We start from the raw sequence: 25264 nt of genomic DNA, 5'->3' as shown, positions 1-25264 counted from the left end.
ACTCCCGCAGCAGCACAATGACTGCTTTAACGTTGCTGTCCTGTTATCGGCCAGCGATTAACTATCTTGAGCCGTGCCAGTTCCAGCCTGTGCCAGAATTGCACCGGAAAATATTCTTTCGATCTTGTCCGCATAGGCTGGATCAGTCGCATACCCTGCTGCCTGCAGCTCTTGAAGATAGCGTGCTGGATTATCGGCGTGCTCCAGCGCTATCTGATAACGGGGGCTGTTTTTCAAAAAATTGACATAGTCCCTGAAGCTGTCCTCATAGGAATCGTAGGCTCTGAAGCTGGCCATCTCCCGCTGAGGAACGCCCTGGTTGTATTCCAGAGTCGATACACGCACCTGATCCCCTTCCCAGCGGCTGCCGGTCTTGATATTGAACAGGTTATAGCTGTTACGCTGCTGATCTTGAGTGATAAAACGCCCCCAGCCCGTCTCCAGAGCCGCCTGAGCCAGTAGTACTTTTGGATCGACACCCAACTCTCCTGCAACTGCTTCTGCCAATGGCAGCAGCGCCTCGACAAACTGCTCGGGTGATTCAAACCTGCCCGGCAGAGGTTCCGAATTGCGAATGGTCTTATCTGTCGCCGTTCCATTTGCAACTGCGTCCCCTGCCTGAATCCGTGCCTCTGACCCTTCAGGATTTTCAATATCAGTTGGATCTTCCTGCCGGCTGCCTTGCTGGCCGCTTTGATAGATACGCCCCAACATCGCAGAAGCTGCCGCATTTGCAGTGGAATCAAATGCTCGGTTGAGCATCTGTTCGGTATCCGACTTGTTCTGCTTCTCGTCGTCATCATCCTGCGTGGGTTTTATATCCAACCCCTGGCTGAGCTGTCGAACCAGCACATCAGCAAGACCGATACCCCCACTTTTAGCCATACTCAGGGTAGATTGCTGGTCCAGCATCTCCTGAAACAGCTCAGTCTCACTGCTGTTGAAGATGTTATCCTCACCGAATGCCGCATTCGCTTCCCGCATGCTTTTCAGCATCATGCTCAGGAACAGCTGTTCAAACTGCTGTGCCGCTTCTTTGAGCGCAGCCTTCTCATCACTGTTAGCCTTGGCTTTCAGCGACTGCAACTGATTCAGGTCGGTATAAAGCTGTGGGTTGGCCTGGCCGAATTTATTGATATCCATATCAGATCACCACCAGCTCGGCGCGCAGTGCGCCAGCCTGCTTCAGTGCTTCGAGTATTGCCATCAGGTCACCCGGTGCAGCCCCGACCTGGTTAACAGCCTCTACGATATCCTGCAGAGAGGTGCCCGGCGCAAACTCAAACATTCTGCCTGATCCCTCTTCAATATCGATCCCTGTCCGCGGGGTGACGACCGTCCTGCCCTGCCCCAGAATATTGGGCTGATCGACATCAAACTCTTCCGTAATCGATACCGTCAGGCCACCATGCGTCACCGCCACAGGAGATACGCGCACATTCTGACCAATCACAATGGTGCCGGTGCGTGAGTTGATAATGATTTTGGCTGTTTCCTCTGCCGGCTCAACTCGCAGGTTTTCCAGCACCGACAGGAAGGAGACACGCTGCGATGCATCGCGCGGCGCTCTGACCCGGATCGATGTCGCATCCAGTGATGCTGCCACGTCTGGCCCCAGCAGACTGTTGATCTGCTCTGCAACACGCCGAGACGTAGTAAAGTCCGGGTTGTGCAGGTTCAGTACCAGGCTGTCACCCTGAGAAAAAGCATTCGGCACCACACGCTCCACCGACGCGCCATTGGGGATGCGCCCGACACTGGGCACATTGACCGACAGGCGTGAACCGTCGCGCCCTTCTGCGCCAAACCCCGCCACAATCAGACTACCCTGTGCCATGGCATAAACCTCGCCATCCGCACCTTTAAGAGGGGACATCAACAGCGAGCCTCCGCGCAGGCTCTTGGCATCACCGATGGTCGACACGGTCACATCAATCATCTGACCCGGCTTGGCAAAGGGTGGCAGATCGGCATGAATGGCCACGGCCGCAATATTCTTGGAGTTGGGATTGATATTCGGCGGAATGGCCACACCGAAATTATTCAGCATGTTACGGAAGGTCTGTGAGGTGAAATTGGTTTTATCACCTGTGCCATCCAGGCCCACGACCAAGCCATAACCCACCAGTTGGTTGCTCCGAACACCGGATACCGAGACCAGATCCTTCAGACGCTCGGCAAAGGCTGTTGTACTGTAGAGGCTAGCCAGCAGCATGATGATCAGTAAGCGTTTCATACCTGTATCTCCTGTCTTAAAAGACAATCTGAAAGTGGCCACCGTCAAAAAGGCCAGAGCGGACTGAAGAAAAATCTGGTCACCCAGCCCATCACATTGGCATCATGAGTTGCACCTGTGCCACTGTAGCTGATACGCGCATCAGCCAGGCGCGTGGAATCAATCGTGTTGTCCGGTCGGATATCCTGAGGTCGAACCAGACCACTTACCCGGATATACTCATCTCCCTGATTCAGGGTCAGCCACTTTTCACCGCGCACCAGCATCACCCCATTAGGATAGATCTCATGAACAGTCAGAGTGATGTTGCCGGTCAGACGATTACTCATATCAGAAGAACCAGAGCCATCGAATGAGCCACCACCGCTGACAGATGCGCTGAGTGGGTTGCCAAATACCGCCATATCACGACCGGCAATATTGGGTGCACCGATATTGACGTTGGTGCTCTGGTCGGTAGAGGTGCTGGAGCTCTTCGATGACTGCGTCCGCTCAGTGAGATTAACCGTGATAATGTCGCCAACCCTATGCCCACGCCCGTCGCCATACAGGCTCATACTGGTGGAAGCATTATAGATGGCACCATTTACAGGCTTTGGTGCCTGCATCATCTGCGGCTGCACCGGCGCATAATAAGGGTTGTCCGGCTGAGGCGGGCTGTTCACACACCCGCTGAGCAACCAGGCTGCCAGCAACATCAGCGTCGATCTGATCACCATTTTCATGCCACGTACCTCATTACGCTCATTACAACCATCCGATCCAACTAGCTGGTCTGACTGACCAGGCTCACTCACTACTCTGATTACAGCTGCTGCGTCGCGAAGGACAGCATCTGATCTGCTGTTGAGATCACCTTGGAGTTAATCTCGTACGCTCGCTGAGTCGTGATCATATTGACCAGCTCTTCAACGGCATTAACGTTGGACCCTTCGACCCAACCTTGGTTGATAAAACCGGTTCCCTCCTCCCCGGCAATAACCACCTGAGGTGCACCACTGGCTGCAGTTTCAATAAAAATATTGGCACCTGACGCCTGTAAGCCTTGCGGGTTGATAAAGTTGGCCAACTCGATCTGCCCAAGATCATCAAGCTCCACTTGACCAGCAACGACTGCCTGCACTGTGCCATCAGAACCAATGCTCACCTCGATAGCATCCTGTGGAACATTGATCTCGGGCAAAAGTGGAAAACCCTCAGCTGTTACCAATTGCCCCTCTGGTCCCAGATGAAACTGACCATTGCGGGTATATCCGGTTTCCCCGTTGGGCAGCAGCACCTGAAAGAAACCAGCACCACCTATCGCCAGATCAAAGGCATTATCCGTGACCTGCATCTCACCCGTCTGGAACATCTTCTGCGTGCTGACCAGACGGGTCCCGTTGCCTACCTGCAAACCTGAGGGCAACTGTGTATCCTCAGCATTCTGGGCTCCCGGCTGTCGACGAATCTGATACAGAAGATCTTCAAAGACGGCACGATCCTTCTTGAACCCCACCGTACTGACGTTTGCCAGGTTGTTTGAGATGATCTTCAGATTAGTGTCCTGTGCACTTAATCCGGTTTTAGCAACATGTAAGGCACCATGCATGGGGTCCACTCCAATTCAGTTAACAGCTCAGCGCTACATCTGAAGCAATTAGCGCTTGTTTTAATTATCAGCCAGATCAGTTTTGCAATATTCTGCCTGCAGCATTCGAATTTTCTTCGGCATTCTTCATCATCTTCACCTGCATGGAAAACTGTCTCGACAGACTGATGATGGATGTCAGCTCACTGACGGCATTCACATTACTGGATTCAACATAACCGGAGCGCAACTGTACGCCTTCTGCAACAGGTAAAGGCTCCATGGCATCTGTGCGCATCAGGCCATCCGGTCCTTTAAAAAAGGTACCCGGTTCCGGCAGCACCGTCTTGATCACATCAATCTGCGCCAGTGCAGCAGCAGGGTCACCCTCAGGGCGAATAGTGATTGCACCATCGTAAGAGATATCGATCTGTTGTGCCGGTGGCAAAACAATCGGCGCACCACCAGCACCCAGCACCGGCAAACCATTGCCTGTCACCAACTCGTTAGCGGCATTGATCTGCAGCTCCCCACCTCGCGTGTAGGCTTCAGTCCCATCGGGCGACTGAACGGCAATCCAGCCTGGCCCATGAATGGCAATGTCCAGGCTACGGCCGGTTTCAATCAATGCACCACTGCTGAGATTGGTACCCGGGCGCTCACTCTGTGAGTAGACACGTGACGCATGCCCCTCGCCAAAGACACGCATGGCACGCGCCTGCTCGAAATCGGCCTTGAAACCATTGGTGGTGACGTTGGCAAGATTGTTGGCTCGCACCTGCTGCCCGAGCATATTCTCTCTGGCTCCAGTCATGGCGATATACAGTGACTTATCCATTATCTTTCCTGTCTCATGGGTAAATATCTAAGGTAAAAAATTGCCGCCCAGAGTTACTACAGAGAAATAATGCAAGGCCTGTGCCATAACCTGAAAACAGACCAGGCAGCCAAGGAAATCAAAGGGGGATAAGATGAAAAAAGCGGCTCAGCATCCATGCGCCGAGCCGCCCATTGCAGCAATTCAGACAATCTGATCAGATATTCAGAATTGTCTGTGTGATGTTGTTGGCGGTTTCCAGGGTTTTCGAGTTAGCCTGGAAGTTACGCTGAGCCTGAATCAGGTTCACCAGTTCGGTCGAGAGATCCACGTTGGACTGCTCCAGCGATGCTGAACGCAGTGTACCGTTAAGACCGGTTCCCGGTGGATTCAGAATCGCATTACCCGATGTCAGGGTTGCTATCCATTCGGTGTCACCACTGGGTTGCAGGCCATTCTGGTTCTCGAAGGTTGCAAAAGCCACAACGCCAAGCGCCTGATTCTGACCATTACTGAAGGAGGCAATCATCTCACCGGTTGGCGCAAAGGTCACACCGATCAGGTCGCCTTTTGTGTAACCATCCTGCTGTTGATTCTTGACGATAGACGCAGATGCAAACTGAGTCGAGTTAGTCAGATCCAACTGAATCGTTGTCAACGGGTTGGCCGGGTCAGCCCCTGAAATTGTAATGGGTGGTACCTGACCACCCGCAGGAAAGGTCTGGCCATTGACTGAGCGCAACAAACCGTTAGTCGGGCTGAACTGAATCAGTATAGGCCCAATTTCCGTCTCACCATCAGTATGGCCAGGCTCTCCCGGATCCTTTACCTTACCAAGATCAAGCAATTCCTCACCATTCAGGTAGGCATACACTCGATAAAAACCACGATAGGAGTTATCGCCCTCTACCACCTCGTTTGGTTCAATTTCACCACTGGAATCATCCCCAATACTGGCTGTGCCTGTTACCTCCGGCCGAAAGAGATTAGCGGCGATATTACCCTCGTCTGCTTTAAAGATGATACGAATATTTGGACCATCCGCAACAATCTGTTCAATAGCAGGATTTCGATCGAGAATTTCTGCCTCTCTTTCGGCTATGCGAGTTGCTATCGCTTGGGGTGTTTCAGTACTGGTAACCGTAAAAGCAACACCACCAATGATAATCTGACCATCACCCCCTGCACCGATTTCATAGCTCCTCACCTCATTTGCTGGACGCTCAGATCTCTCATTCAATTCAAGTGGCGTTGTATCAGTTTTGGTAGCGACAATATCACCAGACTCTGTTGCTCTTGCATGCAACTCAAAAGTCAGCGCAGTACCATCCAACCTCAAACTATATGGGTCAATACGATCATCAGCGGCTTCCAATGCAGCAATTAATGCCTGCGCATTTGCAGGCTGATCAGCAAAAGTAGCACCAGGAATTATATCACCGATATCCGCAACCGTAATGTCTACACCAGACAGCCTGATGGTTGCCTCACCATCAGTATCAAATGAGTAAGTCTCCCTCACAGGGCGCTGCTCGGCAAAGTTATACTTGATCGTATGCTCATTACCCAGACTGTCAAAGGTTCTGACAGTTGTCGTATAGGTAAACGATCCTGGTTGATCCTTGTTGTAGACGGGCAGCAACTTTGTAGCATCAGCACGCGCATCAATATTGAATGACAGATCAATGCTTTCGGTTGCTTTTGGCGGGCTCTCTTTTTGAGTCACCGCAAGATTACCAATCGGTAAGCGGTTACCGGCATCATCAAGCCCATAGCCCTGCAGAAACTTGCCGCTCTTGGATATGATAAAGCCATCCTTATCGAGCTCAAAATTACCGGCCCTGGTGTAAGTCACCCCACCCTGGCCATCATCCAACTGAAAAAACCCTGAGCCATTGATCGCAAGGTCCAGGTTGTTGTTGGTGAACTCGATAGTACCGGCGCTGAAGTCCTGCGAGATACTTGATACAGTCACACCAGAACCCGGCGTATTACTGGAACCGGCACCGACAACAGCGGTGGCATAGATATCACCAAACTGAGTGCGCGATGATTTGAAGCCCACCGTACTGGTGTTGGCTATATTATTACCCGTCACATCCAGCATGGTGGAGGCGGCCTTGAGGCCTGTAATGGCGGTATTGAATGACATGGCTAACCTCTCATTTATCCAATCTGTCTGACGTCGTTGATACCAACCGATCCGCCATCTGTATTAACTTTCATACCGATACCGTTCTGTCCCAGCGTCACGCTGTTGACGGTATGCGCAATATAACTTTCAACGGGTTGATACGCGCCATCCCCCTGGCGAACCTCGGCAACGAAGCGATACTTGCCTGGTCCAAGATCCAATCCAGCCCAGGCAAAGTTATGCTCACCAGCACTTTTTGATCCCATATTGACAGCATCAACCAGGTTGCCCCCGGCATCGTAAACTGATACCCGCAGGTCAGATACGCTTGTTTCAAGCGGCACCATGCCGCGGACCGCTCGCCCCTCCTCCAGAATGCCGACATCTGTCTTGACGTAGGCATTGCGACCCACCATGGCCGAAGCCTGCAGCGCAGCCTGAGAGCTGAGCAGTGAACTGCTCATGCTCTCAACCGTTTTGGTCAGACTCGTCATGCTTTCGACCATGGTCATGCTGGAGATCTGCTGCATGAAGTCGGTCGTGTCCGCAGGACTTGTCGGATCCTGGTTCTGCAGTTGAGCAATCATCAGCTTCATGAACATCTGACTTTCGTCGCCCTGTCCATTGGCCTTCTGCGCCTCAGACTGGTTATTCTGATTTATCTTGTCAAAAACATTCTGACCAGTACCGTTAATAGTACTCATGAGGTATACCCTCTATTCAACTTTAATCACCGACTCTGATCACTGACCCAGAGTCAGTGTTTTCTGCAGCATCTGTTTGGTTGTATTCATTACATCAACATTGATCTGGAAAGAGCGAGACGCCGAAATCATGTCTGCCATCTCCTCCATGATGTTCACATTTGGGTAAAACACATAGCCCTGCTCATCGGCCATCGGGTGATCCGGCTCATACGCCTGACGCAGTGCCGCCTGGCTTTGAACGATATCCAGCACCTGAACACCCTGGCCTGGAGACAAACCTGACTCACCGCTCTGCATCACAGACTCTTCAGGTGAGCGCAGTGCAAAAACAGGCTTACGCGCACGATAGGTCTCACCCTCGTTTGAGCTGACACTTTCAGCATTCGCCATATTGCTGGCCGTTGTATTCAAACGAATCGTCTGAGCACTCATGGCGGAACCGGCGATAGTGAACACATTAGATAAAGACATGATTATTCACCCTTGATCGCTGAGTTGAGGCCACTGAACTTGCTGTTCAAAAACTCAAAGGAGGCCTGAAAGCGGATCGAGTTTTCGGTAAAGCGTGCAATCTCCTCCTGCACCTCTACAGTATTGCCATCGATAGATGGCTGCAAAGGCTGACGATAGAGCAGATCCGCGGCAAAATCAGGTGACACCAGAGAGGAAAAATGACCCGCCTTGGTTGCCTTCAAGGCCACCGGCTCCAGAGCACTCTGCTCACCCGCCAGTATTGATCTGAAATCGATATCACGCGCCTTGAAGTTTGGTGTATCTGCATTGGCAATATTATTGGCAATAATTTCACTGCGACGGGAGTGCACCAACAGCGCGTCGGGATGAATACCTAGTGCATTATTGAAATTGATTGCCATACTCGCCTCTGAACTCTTTTGTGATTGCAAAAACTCACTCTATGCAGAAAAAATGCAAAAGGCGTACCATAACACTCAAGTCATTGATTTAAAAAGAGAGGGGCGTAGTTGAAGAGGGCATTTGCCATTAAAGCGGCAATGATTTACCGCCCGAGCGGCAAGTGTGAATCCAAACGAAACCGAAGCGGCATCAAATCGCCTGATAAATGATGCCGGGACGGCAATGGATCATCTTGTAGATATCAGGCATTCCGGACAGGGACTCAGACGCACCCAGCACAAGATACCCTCCGGTTTTAAGCTGCTTACGCATCTTGCGCAGGATCTCGGCCTTTACATCAGAAGAGAAATAGATCAGTACGTTACGGCAGAAAATAATATCGAACTGGCCCAGAGCCGAATACTGACCCAACAAGTTGAGGCTCTGAAATTTGACCCGACTTTTGATCTCAGGCCTGACCTGCCAGACACCATCAGCCGACTGCTGAAAAAAGCGCTTAAGGCGATCCTGAGACAGACCGCGCCCCAGTGCCAGCATCTCATACTCACCACGGCGAGCCTGATTCAGCACACTGCTTGAGATGTCCGTAGCCACTATTTCAGGGGCCGTCATCAAGGCACCAGGCTTAATCTGTTTATACTCTTCCATCACCATGCTGATGGAGTAGGGCTCCTGACCAGTCGAACAGGCAGCAGACCAGATTCGCAACTTTTGAGAGCCACTTCCTGTCATCTCCGGCAGGAGCTTGTCACGAAGAATATCGAAAGGATGGATATCACGAAACCAGAGCGTTTCATTGGTTGTCATCGCATCGATGACCTGCTCTTTCAGCGTTGTTCCGCCATACTGACTGAGTTTGGAAACCAGCTCCGACAGGCTGCTGAAACCCTCCTGCTGCATGATCCGGTTCAGACGACTCTGAACCAGATACTGCTTGTGGTCGGCCAGCAAAATACCGCAGCTCTTTTCCAGAAACTGGCTGAAACTCCTGAACTCGTCAGTTGAGATCGTAAATCCACTCTTCACTCAAGCAGCCTCAAGTTGGGTCAGGTTATCTGACCGCTTGCATACGCCTGACGACGACACCAGCCAGTTCATCAGGATTGAATTTGGCAAGAAAGCCATCAGCACCAACCTTTTTCACCATCGAGACGTTGAATCCGCCACTGAGTGATGTATGCAGCACAACATGCATTTTCTGCATCCGGCTGTCACCTCTGATCATGGAGGTCAGGGTGTAACCATCCATCTCCGGCATCTCGATATCGGAGATCAGCATCAGAAAATGCTCTGTCACATCCACATCCTTGTCAGCCATCTCCTTCAGCAGCATCCAGGCCTGACGCCCATTCTTGGCGACCGTTACCTTCAACCCCAGGCTTTCGAGACTTTTCTGCATCTGGTTACGCGCTACAGCAGAGTCATCGCATATCAGCACATGGTACTGATGAGCTTCCTGGCGAACATCCTTGCTGGCCACATCTTCGCTGACATCGGTCGGCGCAGGATAGAGATCAGCCAGGATCTGCTCAACATCGATGATCTCGATCAACTTGCCCTCATGCTCAAATACGGCTGTCAGGTAGTTATCGGTTCCTATCTCGGCCGGTGGCGCCATGATCTGATCCCAGTTGGTATTCAGAATTCTGTCGACCTTACGCACCAGAAATGCAAGAGTACGTTTATTATACTCGGCAACAATCAGAAAGCAGGAGCGCTCATCTTCTGGCGGTATCGGCCGGCGACCGATCGCCTCAGACAGATCCAGCACAGGAATGGTTTCACCACGGATGTGCGCCATCCCTTTGATAACCGTTGTCTGTCTCGGCACTTCTGTCAAGTCAGGGCACTGCAATACCTCGCGTACCTTGAACACGTTAATCCCATAACGCTGCGAAGTTTCAAGACTGAACAGCAGCAGCTCCAGGCGGTTCTGCCCGACCATCTGAGTACGTAGGTTTACACTATCCAGGATACCTGACATGATTCAATCAACCCCAAGCTTTCTTTTTATGAGTTGCGTTCAGCCACTTAGGACAGAGCACACATGTGAATATGTTTAATTTAACACTAGTTATCGTGCTTTTCGCCACTTTTTTGATTTCCCCTGCTTTTTCGGCAACCACAACCGCCGAAGAGATTGAGCAGGCCGTCAGTCACTTCATCACGGAAGAGTTCCAGAACCGCCTGCCCGACAGCCGGATTGAGGTCAATGTTTCACCTGTTAATCCGACATTGGGCCTGCCTCAGTGCAGCCATCCACTGACCATATCATTACCCTTCAACAGTGGGCAACGGGTGACGGCAAGAGCCAGCTGCAACGCCCCTCAATGGAGTATTACCGTAACCGCGCAGGTGCGCCAGTTCATGACGGTAGTTGTCGCCGCTCGTCCTATTGTCAGGCACGGCAGAATTTCAGCGCAAGACCTGAAAATGCAGGAGCAGGATATTTCCCGCCTCAACCAGGAGTATTTTACCCGTGAGCAGGACCTGCTTGGAAAACTGGCCAGACGCCATATCGGCAGCAATCAGATTATTACGACGCGCATGCTGGAAGCAGCTTTGGCAGTCAATCGTGGCGACAGTGTTGCGATAGAGGCCAGGCGCGGTGGATTAGTGATCCGCACTCCAGGTGTTGCGCTCGAAGATGGGCGTATCAATGAGCAGATCTCGGTACGCAATGAGCGTTCCGGAATTGAACTGCGCGCCGTAGTGGTTGGCAACGGCGTAGTCCGGGTTCCATGACAGCAGCTCGACAACACTGACAGAGCAGGACTGGCTGAAACCCTCTCATTCCGCTACACTTCACTGTATGCAACATGCCCATGCGGTGTTACAGGGACGTGAAAATATTCAGGCAAAAATTCTTTAAGATAATCCTAAAGAAATCCAGAGCCTGACCGATAACCCTAGCATGAACAGTTTACGAGGGATGTCAGGATGGCTATAGATCTCAACGGCCTGTCCTCAAACCAGACGACAGCAGCCCGCGGCAAAGGTGCCGAATCGCAGCGCAACTCACAGGTAGCCGACAAGAGTGATAACAGCACTCCGAACCAGCTTGCCAGTGACACCGTTAAGCTGAGTGATGCTGCCCAGGCACTGCAGGAAGCCGGGAAACGTCTGGACACAGTGCCTGATGTTGATGCAGAGCGCATTGCCGGCATCAAAGCCGCCATCGCAGATGGTAGCTATCAGGTGGATAGCGGTCGCATAGCAGACAAGATGTTGCAGTTTGATAAACTTTTCAACTGATGAGTCTATATGTCCGATAAGTTGACACAAGAATTCTTTGCCTTGGTTCGCCAGGGCATTTTGCTTTTTGAGCAACTGAAGTTGCAGTTGGAAGCAGAACGCTCAGCCATTGAGGCCAGAGATCTGGATCAACTGACCAACGCCACCGGGCTGAAACAGACATTGCTCGAGCAGATCGAGCTGAATATCAAAGAACGTAACGACACCCTGATACAGCTTGGTTTAACTCCCTCAGAAGATGGAGTCAAGAAACTGCTCAGCCAGCTTCCGGAAAAGCCCGCCCAACTGCTTGAATCCGAGTGGAACAGACTGACCGATTCACTGCATGAGGTACGTGAAAGCAATCAGCGCAACGAGCAGATAGTCAATCGCAGCAAACGCAACCTGGATCAGCTCATAGCACTGCTGCAAGGTCAGAGCGGTAAAGGTGTGTTGTATGATAATCGTGGTGAAAAAGGCAACTATTCACCCCAGAGCCGTATCGGCAAGGCCTGAAACAGTGGCCAAAGCACTCATTTACCGGTAGAATCGCCGCCGTCTCCCTATAGTTCAACCGGATAGAACGGGCCCCTCCTAAGGGCCAGATCGGGGTTCGAGTCCCTGTGGGGAGGCCATTAATCATCTCACCTCAACACCAGCACAAGCCGCGCCTCAGCAACATCAAGCCACCTTCGGCGCCTGCAGCAAGTCAGCACGTGTACAGCTGATCGCAAATAGTTTTTCAGTCTTTCAATCCACGCCGGGTAATGTCAGAATCCGTACAGAATTCAACCCAATAGCGGAACCCCTCAGTCGTGAAAACCAGCATTGGACAGATCCGTCGCAAGGATCTGACAAAAGCCGCCTATTACGTCATGCTCGAGCATGGTCTGGCAGGCACTACAGTTGCCCGAGTCGGCGAAAAAGCCGGTATGTCGCATGGTATCGTCAACTATCACTTCAAGAACAAGGTGGAGCTGCTGAACGCCGTGGTGCGCTACGCCAATCGCCTGATTGGAGACCGTGTCGTAAGCCTGATGCGGGAAGCACGCACACCCAGGGAAAAGCTGTCGGCCGTGCTGCGCGGAAACTTTGATGAAGAGATTTTCAAACCGGAAAATGCCCGTGCCTGGTTGGCACTCTATGCCCAATCGCCGAAAAGTCCCGGATTCGTTCAGTTGCAGAATCTGATCTACAGCCGCCTTCAGAGTAACCTGGTGTGCTATCTGAAAAAACTGATGCCGCAGGAGCATGCGCTGGATGTGAGCCGTGGATTGAGTCTGATGATGGATGGCCTATGGCTGCAGCAGGCGATGGATGATTGCGAAGTACCCTGCCCACTGGCCCTTCACATGACCGAATCCTATCTGGATTGCATGATTCAAAAGTACGGGGCCGATCACTGATTGCAGATTAGGCCAGGAGAGATCTGAAAAAATGCTGGTGGCCAGACAGCCGCCACCAGCGAAGAGCCCGTAAGCTTTCCGTACGAAGGTTGAAAGGGGTAAACAGGCCCGACGACCTCGGGCCACAGAGATCAGCGCACAGCCTTCATGCGCTGATCAAACGCTCAGAAGTACTTGCTGATCGAGAGCACCAGCGTGTCATCGAAGTTCGGCGTATCCTTCACACTGCTGTTGACATAGTGAAGACCAAAATCAAGACCTGCCAGGTGCTTGGTCGCGCCGATACTCCAGTCACGGTAGGAACTGTCATTATCAGGTTTGGAATAACCGAAACTCGCATCCAGAGAGAGGCCATCCATCACCTCGTAAGAAGCTGATACATTGTAATAATGCACCTTGAAATCAAAATCGCGCTTGTAGGCAAAGCTCAGAAAATCCCAGGAGAGCACGCCGACAAACTCGGTGGAGTCAGTATCCTTGCTGTCGTGAGATCCCGGGAAGGTATAGCGCGCCAGACTGACATCATAGCCCAGCTCACCCACCTCACCGGCATATCCGACATAGACGTCGATCTCGACACCATCCACCCCCTCCACCAGCGAACGCTCCGACACACTGGATGCCCAGGTACCAATGTAGAGCCCGCTGTCATGGGCGTAGTCCAGCCCACCCTGAAGCGCAGGACGGCCATTCGACAGGCTGTAACCGCGTGAAACATAATCTGAAACCAGGCTGATATTGGCCGAAAACGGCCCATCCTCTGCAACAGCCGGTACAGCGCCAAACATGGGTACCGCAGCAATGAACGCAAGTGGAATCATTTTGCTACGCATGGTGTTCTCCTGTGGTAAGAAGTATCAATTATTTTTGTTTTTTGAAGCCGACACAGCAGGTTGCCGTGTCGACTAATCCACCAGACTGTCGCGTTACACAACAGCCGCCAAGCAATTGTTCAGCTACTGCTGCGGACCCTGTGTACCACCGCATGCACATCTTCACGCTTAATGAAGAGTATGGAGTAGATACCTACATAAAGCGCAATCACAACCAGTCCGACCCACTGAATTTCGAAGGGGGTAAACTGATACAACAAAATGATGCCGTACATCAGCACCCAGTTACCAAGGATATAGACCGGTTTACCGAAGCGATCAACCGTCATGCCAAGGTTCTCGGTATACAGACGAATCAGCGAATCCAGCGAGTTGACGACGAACAAGACCCCCACTACGACCATGGCCATTCTCAGGTAGCCGATCACCTCCTGATCGAACACAAAGTGGAAGTAGAGCACAGCAAACCAGATCGCCAGCGGAATGGATGGGAACACCAGCAGTGCCGCCAGCAACTGCCAGGCCTTAAGACCACCAACAAAGCGCGCCACGAACTGCCCGATCATGATACTCCAGGCAAACCACCAGAAAAGATAGAACTCATGGTATTCGGTGATAGGGGTGACAAAGCGATGGATATTGCTGAAGTAGCCACCTACATTGCTCAGACTGCTCGCCAGACCACCAACACCCATGCCGGAGCTGAACCAGATCGCTGCGATCAGCGCAAAAAACAGCCAGGTTGAGCTGATACTGAGGATCTTGACGTATTTGATATCGGTACTGGACATCACTGCAGCCATAACCACGGCAGCTACCAGCAGGTAACGCGCTGGATCACTGATCCCTTCGATGTAATCGGGCAGATAGCTGAGGAATAAAAAGCCGGTGAAGGCACAGGTGGTGATGATGACGAAGTTATTGATGATCTTGACCACAGGGATCTCGAACAGCTTCAGCCTGGGTTCAACCACACAAAAGTAGAAGGTGGTCAGGAAGTAGAGCCCCCAGACCAGAAATCCCCAGAAACCAAACTCAATGGCCAACGGGTTGGTGAAGCTGTAAGCGCCATCTTCGGCGTAGACCGGAAACTCGGTCAGTGGGAACATGATCAGCCCCACATCGAGGCCAGAGGTAAAGAGTATCGCGATAAACGTGAACATGGATACCGGCATCGGGCCAGTACATTTCACAGAGCCCCATCGCAAAACGATGAGTATGGCCGTCGCAAGGACCGCAATGAATGCGATCGACAAAATCATTTGCATGATTTTCTCCTGTTATTGTTCTGAATGTTGGGTTACGCGTTTCTATTTCCGGTCTGACTGGCAGTCTGTCAGACCGGGTGTTGCCTTTTTCTCCTGCAATCAAACAACATGTCACTGAGCGGTAGTACTAAACTAAGCACTCAACTAAGCACTCAACTAAGCGCTCAACTAAGTTCTTAAACTACTAACTCTAACTAAGTGCTCAAGCTATCCAGCTTCACTCCAGTCGATTGACTGGCGTTTGGGGGGATTCTTGCGCTGCCGGGTTTGCCACTCATTATCCAGCCAGTAGTTGGCTGTCGAGGCTGGCAGGGGATCTTTACCCAGGATCATGTCAGCGGCTTTTTCTGCGACCATGATGGTCGGCGCATTCAAATTGCCATTGGTGATGGTCGGGAAGATCGAGGAGTCCACCACGCGCAGTCGCTCAAGACCACGCACGAAACAGAACTCATCCAGCACCGCCATCGGATCATCTTCCGCACCGATCTTGCAGGTGCAGGAGGGATGATAGGCACTCTCGACATTGGCCCGCACCCAGGCATCAATTTCGGCATCGCTCTGCACCTGAGCACCTGGCTGTATCTCATCACCACGATAGGCATCCATCGCCGGCTGATTGATCAGCTCGCGGGTCAGGCGGATACAGTCACGCCAGTCGATAATGTCCTGCTCATGCTGCAGATAGTTGAACAGGATGCTCGGCTTGTCTGCGGGGCTGGCCGTGCGTATCCGGACATGACCACGGCTGTGCGGTTTGTTCGGGCCAACATGCATCTGAAAACCGTGACCTGAAAATGCGGCCTGACCATCGTAACGCATCGCCGCTGGCAGGAAGTGGTACTGAATGTTCGGCCACTTCAACCCAGCGCGTGAGCGGATAAAACCACAGGACTCAAAGTGATTGGTCGCGCCCAGGCCGGTCTTGAACAGCAGCCACTGTGCACCGATCATCCCTTTACTGATCAGATCCAGTTTGCTGTTCAGGCTGATCGGCTTCAGGCATTTGTACTGGAAATATACCTCAAGATGATCCTGTAGATTTTCGCCGACACCGGGCAACTCATGCATCAGCGGCACACCCGCCTGCTCCAGCACTGCTCGTGGCCCGACACCGGACAACTGCAGCAGCACCGGCGAACCGATGGAGCCAGCCGACAGAATCACCTCGCGGCTGGCCAACGCCTTATGCATTTGACCAGCCACTTCATACTCTAATCCCACCGCCTTTTTACCGGCAAACAGCACGCGATGAGCCAGTGCATGACTGACCACCGTCAGATTTGGACGTTTGAGTACCGGCTTCAGATAGGCATTGGCAGTAGACCAGCGCACCCCATCCTTCACCGTCATCTGCATCGGGGCAAAGCCCTCCTGCTGATAACCATTGTAATCAAAACTCTTGGGATACCCGGCATCAACACCGGCATCAATAAACGCCTGATAAAGGGGGTTCAGCGCCATATCATTACCGGCACAAGTATTCAAAGGACCCTCTGCGCCCCGATACTCATCACTACCACCCTTCCAGGTTTCAGCACGCTGAAAATAGGGCAGGCAGTTCTGATAACCCCAGCCTTTAGCACCCTGAGCTTCCCACTCCTCAAAATCACAGGCGTGACCCCGAACATAAACCATGCCATTGATCGAGGAACTGCCGCCGAGCACCTTGCCACGTGGGCAGTGCAGATGCCGCCCACCCAGCCCAGGTTCAGGCTCACTCTCGAACTCCCAGTTGTACTTGGGGTTGTTCATCGGGTAAGAGAGCGCCGTCGGCATCTGAATAAAGATGCTGCGATCACTGCCGCCAGCCTCAATCAACAGGACACGATGCTGACCTGACTCGGTGAGGCGGTTAGCCAGCACACAACCGGCAGACCCTGCTCCCACGATGATGTAATCAAATGCCTTATTCTCACTCATACCCGGATCTCACCTGAAAAGACTGATAGTCGCGACTCATGTCATGCATAAGGGCAATCCACATCACCCAGCTCGACATATACACTCTTGAGTCGGGTATAGTGGTTGATCGCTTCCGGCCCGTTCTCGTGGCCGATGCCAGACTGCTTGAAGCCACCGATCGGTAGTTCAATCGGCGTCAGGTTGTAGTTGTTGATCCAGCAGGTGCCGGCTTCCAGCTCGGCAATCACACGATGCGCTCGGCTGAGATCACGGGTGAACACACCAGCGGCCAGGGCATACTCGGTATCGTTGGCTCGACGAACCACCTCCTCTTCATCACGGAAGCTCAGCACCGACATCACCGGTCCGAAGATCTCTTCACGGCAGATAGTCATCTCGTCATGGCAGTTGATGAACACTGTAGGCGCCACAAAGGCCCCCTCAGGCATCCCCGCCACCTGTGCCCGCTCACCGCCACACACCAGTTGCGCTCCCTCCTCTACACCCTTGCGGATATAGGACAGTACCGATTCCATATGACTCTGCGAAATCAATGAACCCACCTGGGTATTCGGATCCATAGGATCACCGATCACCAGTTTTGCGGTACGCTCCAGCAGACGCTCAACAAAGGCATCTTTAATCGACTCATGCACAAACACACGTGTGCCGTTGGTGCAGATCTCACCCTGGGTATAGAAGTTGGCCATCATTGCCGCCGATACGGCGTTTTCCAGATGCGCATCTTCAAACACGATCAGAGGGGATTTGCCACCGAGCTCCATGCTGACATGCTTGAGCGTAGTGGCAGCATCGGCCATCACCTTCTTGCCGGTCGCGGTTGAGCCGGTCAGAGAGATCTTTTCGATCCCCTCATGCAACGACATGCCACGACCGATTTCAGAACCACCAGTGATGACGTTATAAACGCCATCCGGCAAGCCTGCTTCAGTAAAGATCTCGGCCAGCTTGAAGGCAGTCAGCGGAGTCAGGGAAGCAGGCTTGTAGATCAGGCTGTTACCGCAGGCCAGTGCCATGGCGGCCTTCCAGCAGGCGATCTGGATGGGATAGTTCCAGGCACCGATACCGGCACACACACCCAGGGGCTCACGACGGGTATAACCAAAAGCATTGTTCAGATCCACATGAGAGCCGCGGATCGTCGGTGCCAGACCGGCAAAATACTCGATGCAGTCTGCACCTGATGCCACATCCACCACGGAGGCTTCCTGAATCGGTTTGCCGGTATCCAGCACTTCAAGCTCGGCGAGTTCATCGTTACGCTCACGCAGCAGCGCAACGGCACGCATCAGTATGCGGCTACGCTCGGTGCCAGTCATGCGCGACCAGATCTTGAAGCCCGCCTGTGCCGACTCGACAGCACGATCCAGATCTTCAAGAGACGCCAGTTGTACCTGGCACAGCAGTTCGCCGGTAGCAGGGTTGTGAGTGGCAAACGTCTTACCGGAAGTTGCATTGACATACTGTCCGCCAATAAAGAGTTGCTGCTCAGAAAAACGTGTCATTACCTGCTACCTCTAATCAGTGAAGTTCGATCAAAAAGTTATCATCTCAACCTCACAGATGAGCGAGGTGGTGATCTGTCTATTTTTTAATCTATAAAAAGTAAGCTGTATTGTCAAATAAATAACTTGATAACCATCAAGGAAAAATGATCATACAACGGCCGAACGTGTCCGAATAGCGCCATTCACGACACTGTCTGATCCGGTTACGTCAACTCATGGAAATTGCAGGGAGGATAAAGGGCTAGTCACGCCCCTCAGGTGGTGCGATACAAAAAGGATTCGGCAAATGAGTCAACATCCACAGCGGGACTCGTCAGATACCCCTGATAGATGTCACAGCCCAATTCACGCAGAATCGCCAACTGCTCTTCTGTCTCGACACCTTCGGCAATGGTACGCAGATCGAGTGTATGGCTGATAGCGACGATGGTAGCAGCAATCTCACGATCACCACCGCCCTCTGTGATATCATCCACAAAGCTCTTGTCTATCTTGAGGAAGTCGAGAGAGAAGCGCTTCAGATAGGCCAGTGATGAATAGCCTGTACCAAAATCATCTATCGCCAGACTGACACCCAGATCACGCAACCTGGACAAGACCCGCTCCGCTTCATCTTCACGACTCATCAGGGCACTTTCTGTCAGCTCCAACTCCAGACGAGCGGCAGGATAGCCGGTTTCGAGCAGTACCGACTCCACCATCGAGGCAACATCCGTATGCCGCATCTGATAAGCGGAAAGGTTAACCGCCAGCATCAGAGGCTCATAACCCTCCTCCATCCAGCGACACCCCTGCTGGCAGACCTGCTGCAGCACCCACTGGCCTATCTGATTGATCATGCCCGACTGCTCGGCTACAGGGATAAACAGCGCAGGTGAAATAAAGCCCTGTTCAGGATCAATCCAGCGAAGGAGTGCTTCAGCCCCGATGATACGACCGGACAGAACATCCACCTGAGGCTGATAATAAACACTCAGTTGTTCAAGCTCTATCGCCAGGCGCAAACGTGCCTCAATGTCCAGTCTGTCTCTTGTCGCCTGGGTCAGCTCGGTTTTATAGAATCTAAACTGGTTTCGCCCCGACTCCTTGGCATAATAAAGCGCGGTATCGGCCTGACGCAGCAACTCTTCTGGGTCGAGCTCTGTGCCCTCTCCCAGACTGATACCGATCGAGCCTCCGATACGCACCTCTATACCGCCCGATAACCGGAAGGGAGCCTGAAGCGATGTAATCAGCTTTTGTGCAAAAACAGCGACAGAGCTTTTGTCCAGGTATGCCTGCAGATCAGGCAGGATCACAAACTCATCACCACTGAGCCGACAAAGCTGATCTGTTGGCTGCAGCATCGCCTTAAGCCGATGTGCCAGCTTACACAACAGTTCATCCCCGACAACATGTCCGAAGCTGTCATTCACATCATTGAAACGATCCAGATCCAGCACCATACACACCAGCTTGTCAGAAGCACGCTTCTGTTCAACCCTCTGGGCAATGGCTTCCAGCATCGACAGTCTGTTAGGCAAGCCGGTCAGGTTGTCATGATGGGCAATGTAATCAAGCCGCTGCTGATGCAGCTTGCGAGCCGTGATCTCAGTCACCACACCCTCAACCAGAGCCGGGCCTCCGTGATCATCCGTCAGCAGTCGTGAAGTGTCTTCAACCCAGATCCAGCGACCATCAGCCTTGCGCACCCGGTATTCAAGGGTATAGCTATCGACCCCAGAGCGGCGAAACTTCTGCCCCTCCTTAAACAGTCTGCCCCGCTCCACTGGCTCAATCAGATCGCCATAACATAGCTCACCCGAGATAAACTGCTCGGGCTCATAGCCCCAGCGCGTGATATTGTCCGACACATAGATGACCGGCCAACTCTCATCCAGGCGCCAGCGGAACAGCAGGACAGGGCTGGCTTTAACCACCTGAACGGCCGTTTCCAACGCCTGCGACTGCGCAATATGGCCCAGTGCGTAGCCAACATCATCAGCCATCTCATTCAAAGCACCCACTATGTCGGGTGTGAAAAAATCATATTCCCGAGCATAGACACAGAAGATACCAACCAGCGTATCGAGTTGTTTGACCGGGAAGCAGGCCATGCTTTTCAATACGTGTCCATACTGCAGCCTGCAGCTGTCACTGGCATCAGAAAACGGGTGCTCAGTAACCACCGACACCCCTTGGGACCCGACTCTGGAGACAACTTCAGCCCCTGCCTGCTGAATGGAGAGCAACTGCCACTCTGCATCACTCCCCTGCATATCACTTGCAGCGGCATGAATCACAGGTTGAATGCTGCCGGCCGTCAACCAGCCAAACCAGGCAAATCCCAGCCCGGACTGCTCTACGGCTATCCTGCACAACCCCTGAAGTAACTCATCCGTGTTCTGGCAACGCACTATCATCTGATTGGTTTCGGACAGGGTGTTATAAAGATCGCGCTGCCTGATCAGCTGCGCTTCATACCGCTTCTGATCGGAGATATCCTGCACTGTCTCGATGGCATACTGCACCTTTTTGCTTTCATCACGGATCGCCCTGAGATTAAGCATCACAGGCACTTCAGTGCCATCTGCCCGGATAAAGCGTTTTTCGATGGTATAGCTGTCCTGAGAGCCGTCGATAAGCCGTTGAAACTGCTGCTGTGAGGTTTCAAGGTCATCCTGAAGCGTAATATCAAACCAGCTGAGCTTGCTGAGCTCATCAGCACTGTAGCCCAGAATCATCTGGAACTTCTCATTGAAGCGTATCCAGCGACCACTCTCAGGATCAGTAATCGACATACCCACAAATGGCAACTCAAAGAACTTGAACAGCAGCTTCTCCTTTTCATCAGCCTGCTGTGCCAAAGCCAGCTGCTGCAACCGTCGACTCTTCTGCCAGACCAGAGCCAGAGCAACCGAGATTGCGGCGACGGCCGCAAGCGCCAGCAGTGACACCCAGGCCAGGAGTGCATAGAGATGTGTCAGGACACTGCTCTTGTCTATTTTCACCATCAGATACATGGGGTTTTCTGACTGAAGAGTGTTGGCAACAGGTGTTTCAGACAGCGGCCTCATGGCCAGCAGCAACAACCGACCATCAGCCCCCTTTACCTCTTCACTGACCAGGCCCTGAGCGTGCTCCGACAACAACGGGCTGCCATCAGCCAGCTGATAGGCCTGCTCCGCATGAAAAATCTCATCTCGGGAAGTGTTGGGTGTGAGTATGCGCAGACGTTGCCCCACCACTTCAACCAGACTCAGTTCAGCCGTATAGCGAGATACCGCCCAGTCGTTCAGCAGGGGATACAGCAGCCGCTCCAGATCCTTGCTGAGCAGCATATAGCCTCTCACACGCTTATCTTCAGCCAGAACCGGCACCAGCCAGTCGATATATAACTGCTCCCCATCGGCATAGATATCACTGCGCCACACCTGCTCACGCGCTTCAGGAGCAAATAGCGCATAGTCCGGCACCCCAGGAGGCAGCATTACCGAGCGCTCACCCATACTGACACTGACCTCAAAGTGCTCAGTCAGCAACGTCACACGATCAAATCCTGCATACTCATGCATCATTTCAATCACATGCTGTGCTGACTGATACTCGGGAGCGCTCGCGGACGCTTCTCTCAACCATTGATTATGGGTTTGATCATACAGCAATCGATGCGCCTCCCGCTCGCGCTCCTGCAGCCAGGCATCCACTCGGAGCGCACGGTTCTGGGCAATTATGGCTGCATCCTGCTGCGCCTCTTTGATCACCATAGGCCCATACACCTGGGCAACGGCAGCCACCAGCAGAGGAACAAGCAGCGCAAGACCGGAAAAAACCAGCAGGATTTCCCGACGACTTTCGGTTGCAGATGTGGCAGAGGAGGTATCAAGGGATGGCTGCTGCCAGACCTTAAGAGTCAGGTAAAGGAGCGTGGTTGTCGTGGCAACAAACAACACGCCCTTGAAGGTACCCATGGAAACCAGTTGCGCCTGATCCGTTATCATCATTGCAACCAGCGCGTCCGATGTCAGTATCCAGATCAGACCAAACAGACAGTACACCAAGGCGACCTTTTCTGCCTTGTAATCGTTGGCCTGTATCTCTTTTCTGGTCATGGGTGGCTCTGTTCTCGATTGTTCAGGCAACTGAAAATGTCGTCCGAGGATACGCCTGCTGTATGACTCGACAAACAGTATGGCAGAAAGGATCAGCGCAACAAAGAACCCAGAGATCCAGCGGGCAGTTCACTGACAGGCAGTTTTATCAGCTTTTTCAGTTGAGCCTGCCTGACCTTGGCGGCTGGTGACAAGGGAACGCGATCCGCCAACAACAGAAAGCGGCCGACCATTTTAATCCGCTCATCCCGCTTGGCTTCGCTGTCACGAGCCGCTTCAAGGTAAAGCTGGGCAAGATTGATCATGGCCACACCGTTCGCCGGATTGTATTCCATGGCCAGATTGAAGTAGCGCAGCGCCTGATTCAGCTTGCCAGCCATATAGTGGCGAACGCCGAGCAGATTGACCTTGTCGCTCATCGCTTCGTCGCGCACTACCTTTGTTTTCCCTTTTTTCTTATCCTCAGGCGCTTTGACAGGCTCCAGAATCGGCACATCGTCACCGGACAGCAGCACAACCTCGCGCTTCAGATCCAGTGGCTGACTCAACTGGTGATTATGTTGGCTGGCCAGCTTCAGTAAGCGCTCAGCCTCATTGATTTCGCCATTTTCCTGACAGGCCTGGGCACGCAACAGCGCACTTCTGACCTTGAACTCCTGATCCTTCGGAAAAGAGAACTCCGCATGGTTCAGCAACTCATCCAGCTCATTGTGCAACAGTATTCTGGCCTTTTTATCCGCATCCTTCATCTCCAGACGGCGGATATTGGCCAGCTTCAGATAGGGTTCCGGCGAGCGGTAACAACTGCTGCGCCCCAGTGTGATGGAGCGTCGATAGGCACCCTCAGCCAACTTCAGAGCCTTGACCTGTGTCGCGACCCGGCCCAGCTCCATCTGTCGTGGGATTCCCAGAGGCGATTTTGAAGTAGCTTCCTGCAGCACCTCACGTGCCATCGCAAGATCGCCGTTAAGTTCATGCACCTTGGCCAGAAGATCCAGCGCCGGCACAAACAGCGGATAACTCTCCACCAGCCCCATTAACACCTCACGACCATCAGCCAGCCTGTCCAGCTTCAACAGTGCCTTGGCCAGCACCAGTCCGGTGTCTTTATCAGAGGTTTGCCAGAAGCGCTTTTCAAGGGCTTCGTAGGCCTCATCAGGGCGCCCCAGTTGTAGCAACAGCTCCGATTTCAGGCGCTGTGCAAAATCATAACAGGGGTCAGACGGGGGAATATCATCGCAGTGGAGTACAGCTCTTTCCAGATCACCTGCCTCAAGTGCCTGATCTGCAGGCTTGAGCGCCTGCTTCTTGGCCACGAGTGCATCAATGCGGTGTTTGAGATCCTCAATGGAGAAGGGTTTGGTGATCAGCGAGTCAGGGTTACTGTCTATCGCGTGCAGCACCACCTGCTGCGACGAATCGCTGGTCATAAAGATCCAGCCCGAGGTCGGCCGCATGTAGCCTCTGTAGCGGGCCTCCTCCAGCAGCTGTATCCCGGTGACTTTATCGCTGCTGTTATGGCCCAGCAGAATGATGTCAAAGTGTTCTTCCTGAACAAGATCCAGTACCCGCTCATTAACGGTCATCGCCTGAATGTTCTGGATACCCAGCTCACGCAGCATATGCACGATGGTGGCTCGCATATTGCCACTGCTCTCTATCAAGAGAACACGTTTGTCTGCATAGGAGATTCTGCGCGGCGCCACTTATCTCAAATCCCTGTACTGAGTTTGTCCGGTTTGACTCCAGTATAACGATACAGAAGTCGATAGCGCCAGTGATACTGCGGTTCCTGGCTGCTCATGGCCAGCCCACCCGACACAATACTAATTCAGAAGCTCCAGCGCACGCCGGTCATCCAGTCGCATACGCCACTGATGATGAGCCCGATCCTCCTTGACCAGCCACCCTCTGGCGCGAACCAGCTTGCCCTTCAGCCGCTCCAGATTCAGATCACCAAACACACCCAGGTTCTCGCGCCGGATCTGCAGCGCCACACCACCTTCAAGATTGATCCAGATATTATCCCGACTCTCACCGATGCGCACCACTTCACCCTTCACAATCGCCGCACCACGAGTCGTCTCGGGCACCATGACACTATCGATACCTGGATGATATTCGGTCTGCGACCAGATACCACGCCTTGCGAGTCTGGCCCCCTGCTCATGCAGCATCAGGCAATCGGCATAATCAAGATTCGGTGACACAAACACCTGCATCACCAGCCCCTGCTCAAGCAGCAAGCGCTGCACATTACTGCCATCCGGCAGGAACAGCCAGGCCAGACGCCGGCCATATCGATCATGTGTTTCATTGCCATAATGCAGCACGACACGGTTATCATGCTCAGCCAGCAACTCTCTGAGGAAATCCCGCCCCTCAGCCGCAAAGGGTTCATCCGGCTGGCCATCACGCGCCAGCTCCGGCGCATCTATGCCCAGTATCCTGACCCTCTCGCCGTTAGTCAGGCGAACTGTGTCGGCATCGTGCACATGACTGACCCGCGCCGTGGCATCCTCGCGAATTATCGAGCAGATTTCGGCATATGCCGGGGCGGAAAATACCAGCAACCCCAACAGGATCGCCCTTAGCAGACTTAATGGCCGACACATTCTGATTTTCATCCTTCTTGAGTTCCTCTTGCCAGATCCTTCT

General features: G+C 52.8%; 22 protein-coding genes and 1 tRNA gene. 5 read left to right on the top strand and 18 right to left on the bottom strand.

The window, feature by feature from the left end; translation table 11 throughout:
- Positions 1-57: 57 nt before the first annotated feature.
- The 11 genes from flgJ to F7R27_RS02375 all read right to left on the bottom strand — a co-directional run bounded on the left by flgJ (position 58) and on the right by F7R27_RS02375 (position 10324).
- The gene (gene flgJ, locus F7R27_RS02425) at positions 58-1143 is read right to left on the bottom strand and encodes a flagellar assembly peptidoglycan hydrolase FlgJ (RefSeq protein WP_151702611.1); all 1086 of its coding nucleotides are present in this window, start codon (positions 1141-1143) and stop codon (positions 58-60) included.
- 1 nt (position 1144) lies between these two features.
- Complete coding sequence (locus F7R27_RS02420) at positions 1145-2236, bottom strand: flagellar basal body P-ring protein FlgI (protein ID WP_151702610.1); 1092 nt, start codon at positions 2234-2236, stop codon at positions 1145-1147.
- 44 nt (positions 2237-2280) lie between these two features.
- Positions 2281-2961 carry a flagellar basal body L-ring protein FlgH gene (gene flgH, locus F7R27_RS02415; protein WP_151702609.1) on the bottom strand — a complete coding sequence of 227 codons (681 nt, stop codon included), beginning with the start codon at positions 2959-2961 and terminating at the stop codon, positions 2281-2283.
- Positions 2962-3041: 80 nt separating this feature from the next.
- On the bottom strand, positions 3042-3827 hold the full coding sequence (gene flgG / locus F7R27_RS02410) for a flagellar basal-body rod protein FlgG (protein WP_151702608.1): 786 nt from the start codon (positions 3825-3827) through the stop codon (positions 3042-3044).
- Positions 3828-3903: 76 nt separating this feature from the next.
- The gene (locus F7R27_RS02405; protein WP_151702607.1) at positions 3904-4644 is read right to left on the bottom strand and encodes a flagellar basal body rod protein FlgF; all 741 of its coding nucleotides are present in this window, start codon (positions 4642-4644) and stop codon (positions 3904-3906) included.
- 196 nt (positions 4645-4840) lie between these two features.
- A complete protein-coding gene (locus F7R27_RS02400) occupies positions 4841-6775 on the bottom strand; it encodes a flagellar hook protein FlgE (RefSeq protein ID WP_151702606.1) in 1935 nt (644 codons plus the stop codon).
- A 14-nt stretch (positions 6776-6789) separates the two neighbouring features.
- Positions 6790-7461: a flagellar hook capping FlgD N-terminal domain-containing protein gene (locus F7R27_RS02395; RefSeq protein WP_151702605.1), complete on the bottom strand. Its 672-nt coding sequence runs from the start codon at positions 7459-7461 to the stop codon at positions 6790-6792.
- Positions 7462-7500: 39 nt separating this feature from the next.
- A complete protein-coding gene (gene flgC, locus F7R27_RS02390) occupies positions 7501-7935 on the bottom strand; it encodes a flagellar basal body rod protein FlgC (RefSeq protein WP_151702604.1) in 435 nt (144 codons plus the stop codon).
- A 2-nt stretch (positions 7936-7937) separates the two neighbouring features.
- Positions 7938-8339 carry a flagellar basal body rod protein FlgB gene (flgB, locus tag F7R27_RS02385; protein ID WP_151702603.1) on the bottom strand — a complete coding sequence of 134 codons (402 nt, stop codon included), beginning with the start codon at positions 8337-8339 and terminating at the stop codon, positions 7938-7940.
- Between the two features lie 190 nt (positions 8340-8529).
- Positions 8530-9366 (bottom strand): CheR family methyltransferase, encoded by an 837-nt coding sequence (locus F7R27_RS02380; protein ID WP_151702602.1) that lies wholly within the window; start codon positions 9364-9366, stop codon positions 8530-8532.
- A gap of 25 nt (positions 9367-9391) precedes the next feature.
- The gene (locus F7R27_RS02375) at positions 9392-10324 is read right to left on the bottom strand and encodes a chemotaxis protein CheV (protein ID WP_151702601.1); all 933 of its coding nucleotides are present in this window, start codon (positions 10322-10324) and stop codon (positions 9392-9394) included.
- A 71-nt stretch (positions 10325-10395) separates the two neighbouring features.
- Between F7R27_RS02375 and flgA the strand changes: the two genes are divergently transcribed.
- The 5 genes from flgA (at position 10396) to betI (ending at position 12980) form a co-directional block, all read left to right on the top strand.
- Positions 10396-11085, top strand: a complete 690-nt coding sequence (gene flgA, locus F7R27_RS02370; protein ID WP_240776187.1) for a flagellar basal body P-ring formation chaperone FlgA — start codon at positions 10396-10398, stop codon at positions 11083-11085.
- Positions 11086-11280: 195 nt separating this feature from the next.
- Positions 11281-11595, top strand: coding sequence for a flagellar biosynthesis anti-sigma factor FlgM (gene flgM / locus F7R27_RS02365; protein ID WP_151702599.1), 315 nt, complete (start codon positions 11281-11283; stop codon positions 11593-11595).
- Positions 11596-11604: 9 nt separating this feature from the next.
- Positions 11605-12090, top strand: coding sequence for a flagella synthesis protein FlgN (locus tag F7R27_RS02360; RefSeq protein ID WP_151702598.1), 486 nt, complete (start codon positions 11605-11607; stop codon positions 12088-12090).
- A gap of 43 nt (positions 12091-12133) precedes the next feature.
- Positions 12134-12209, top strand: a tRNA-Arg gene (locus tag F7R27_RS02355).
- Positions 12210-12389: 180 nt separating this feature from the next.
- Positions 12390-12980, top strand: coding sequence for a transcriptional regulator BetI (betI, locus tag F7R27_RS02350; protein WP_151702597.1), 591 nt, complete (start codon positions 12390-12392; stop codon positions 12978-12980).
- Between the two features lie 164 nt (positions 12981-13144).
- On the opposite strand, the gene F7R27_RS02345 is transcribed toward betI, so the two are convergent.
- The 7 genes from F7R27_RS02345 to F7R27_RS02315 all read right to left on the bottom strand — a co-directional run bounded on the left by F7R27_RS02345 (position 13145) and on the right by F7R27_RS02315 (position 25233).
- Positions 13145-13813, bottom strand: coding sequence for a TorF family putative porin (locus F7R27_RS02345; protein WP_151702596.1), 669 nt, complete (start codon positions 13811-13813; stop codon positions 13145-13147).
- Positions 13814-13932: 119 nt separating this feature from the next.
- Positions 13933-15081: a BCCT family transporter gene (locus F7R27_RS02340; RefSeq protein ID WP_151702595.1), complete on the bottom strand. Its 1149-nt coding sequence runs from the start codon at positions 15079-15081 to the stop codon at positions 13933-13935.
- A 207-nt stretch (positions 15082-15288) separates the two neighbouring features.
- Positions 15289-17004: a choline dehydrogenase gene (gene betA, locus F7R27_RS02335; protein ID WP_151702594.1), complete on the bottom strand. Its 1716-nt coding sequence runs from the start codon at positions 17002-17004 to the stop codon at positions 15289-15291.
- A 41-nt stretch (positions 17005-17045) separates the two neighbouring features.
- A complete protein-coding gene (gene betB / locus F7R27_RS02330; protein WP_151702593.1) occupies positions 17046-18512 on the bottom strand; it encodes a betaine-aldehyde dehydrogenase in 1467 nt (488 codons plus the stop codon).
- A 257-nt stretch (positions 18513-18769) separates the two neighbouring features.
- Positions 18770-22606: a sensor domain-containing protein gene (locus F7R27_RS02325; protein ID WP_151702592.1), complete on the bottom strand. Its 3837-nt coding sequence runs from the start codon at positions 22604-22606 to the stop codon at positions 18770-18772.
- A gap of 92 nt (positions 22607-22698) precedes the next feature.
- Entirely contained in the window at positions 22699-24312 is a 1614-nt protein-coding gene (locus tag F7R27_RS02320; protein WP_151702591.1) for a tetratricopeptide repeat protein, read from the bottom strand.
- 120 nt (positions 24313-24432) lie between these two features.
- A complete protein-coding gene (locus F7R27_RS02315) occupies positions 24433-25233 on the bottom strand; it encodes a thermonuclease family protein (RefSeq protein WP_151702590.1) in 801 nt (266 codons plus the stop codon).
- Between the last annotated feature and the right edge of the window lie 31 nt (positions 25234-25264).

This window comes from Nitrincola alkalilacustris (assembly GCF_008973755.1).
GTDB lineage: Bacteria > Pseudomonadota > Gammaproteobacteria > Pseudomonadales > Balneatricaceae > Nitrincola > Nitrincola alkalilacustris.
The sequence above is the reverse complement of the archived record's forward strand: the minus strand, read 5'-3'. Positions and strand labels throughout refer to the sequence as shown.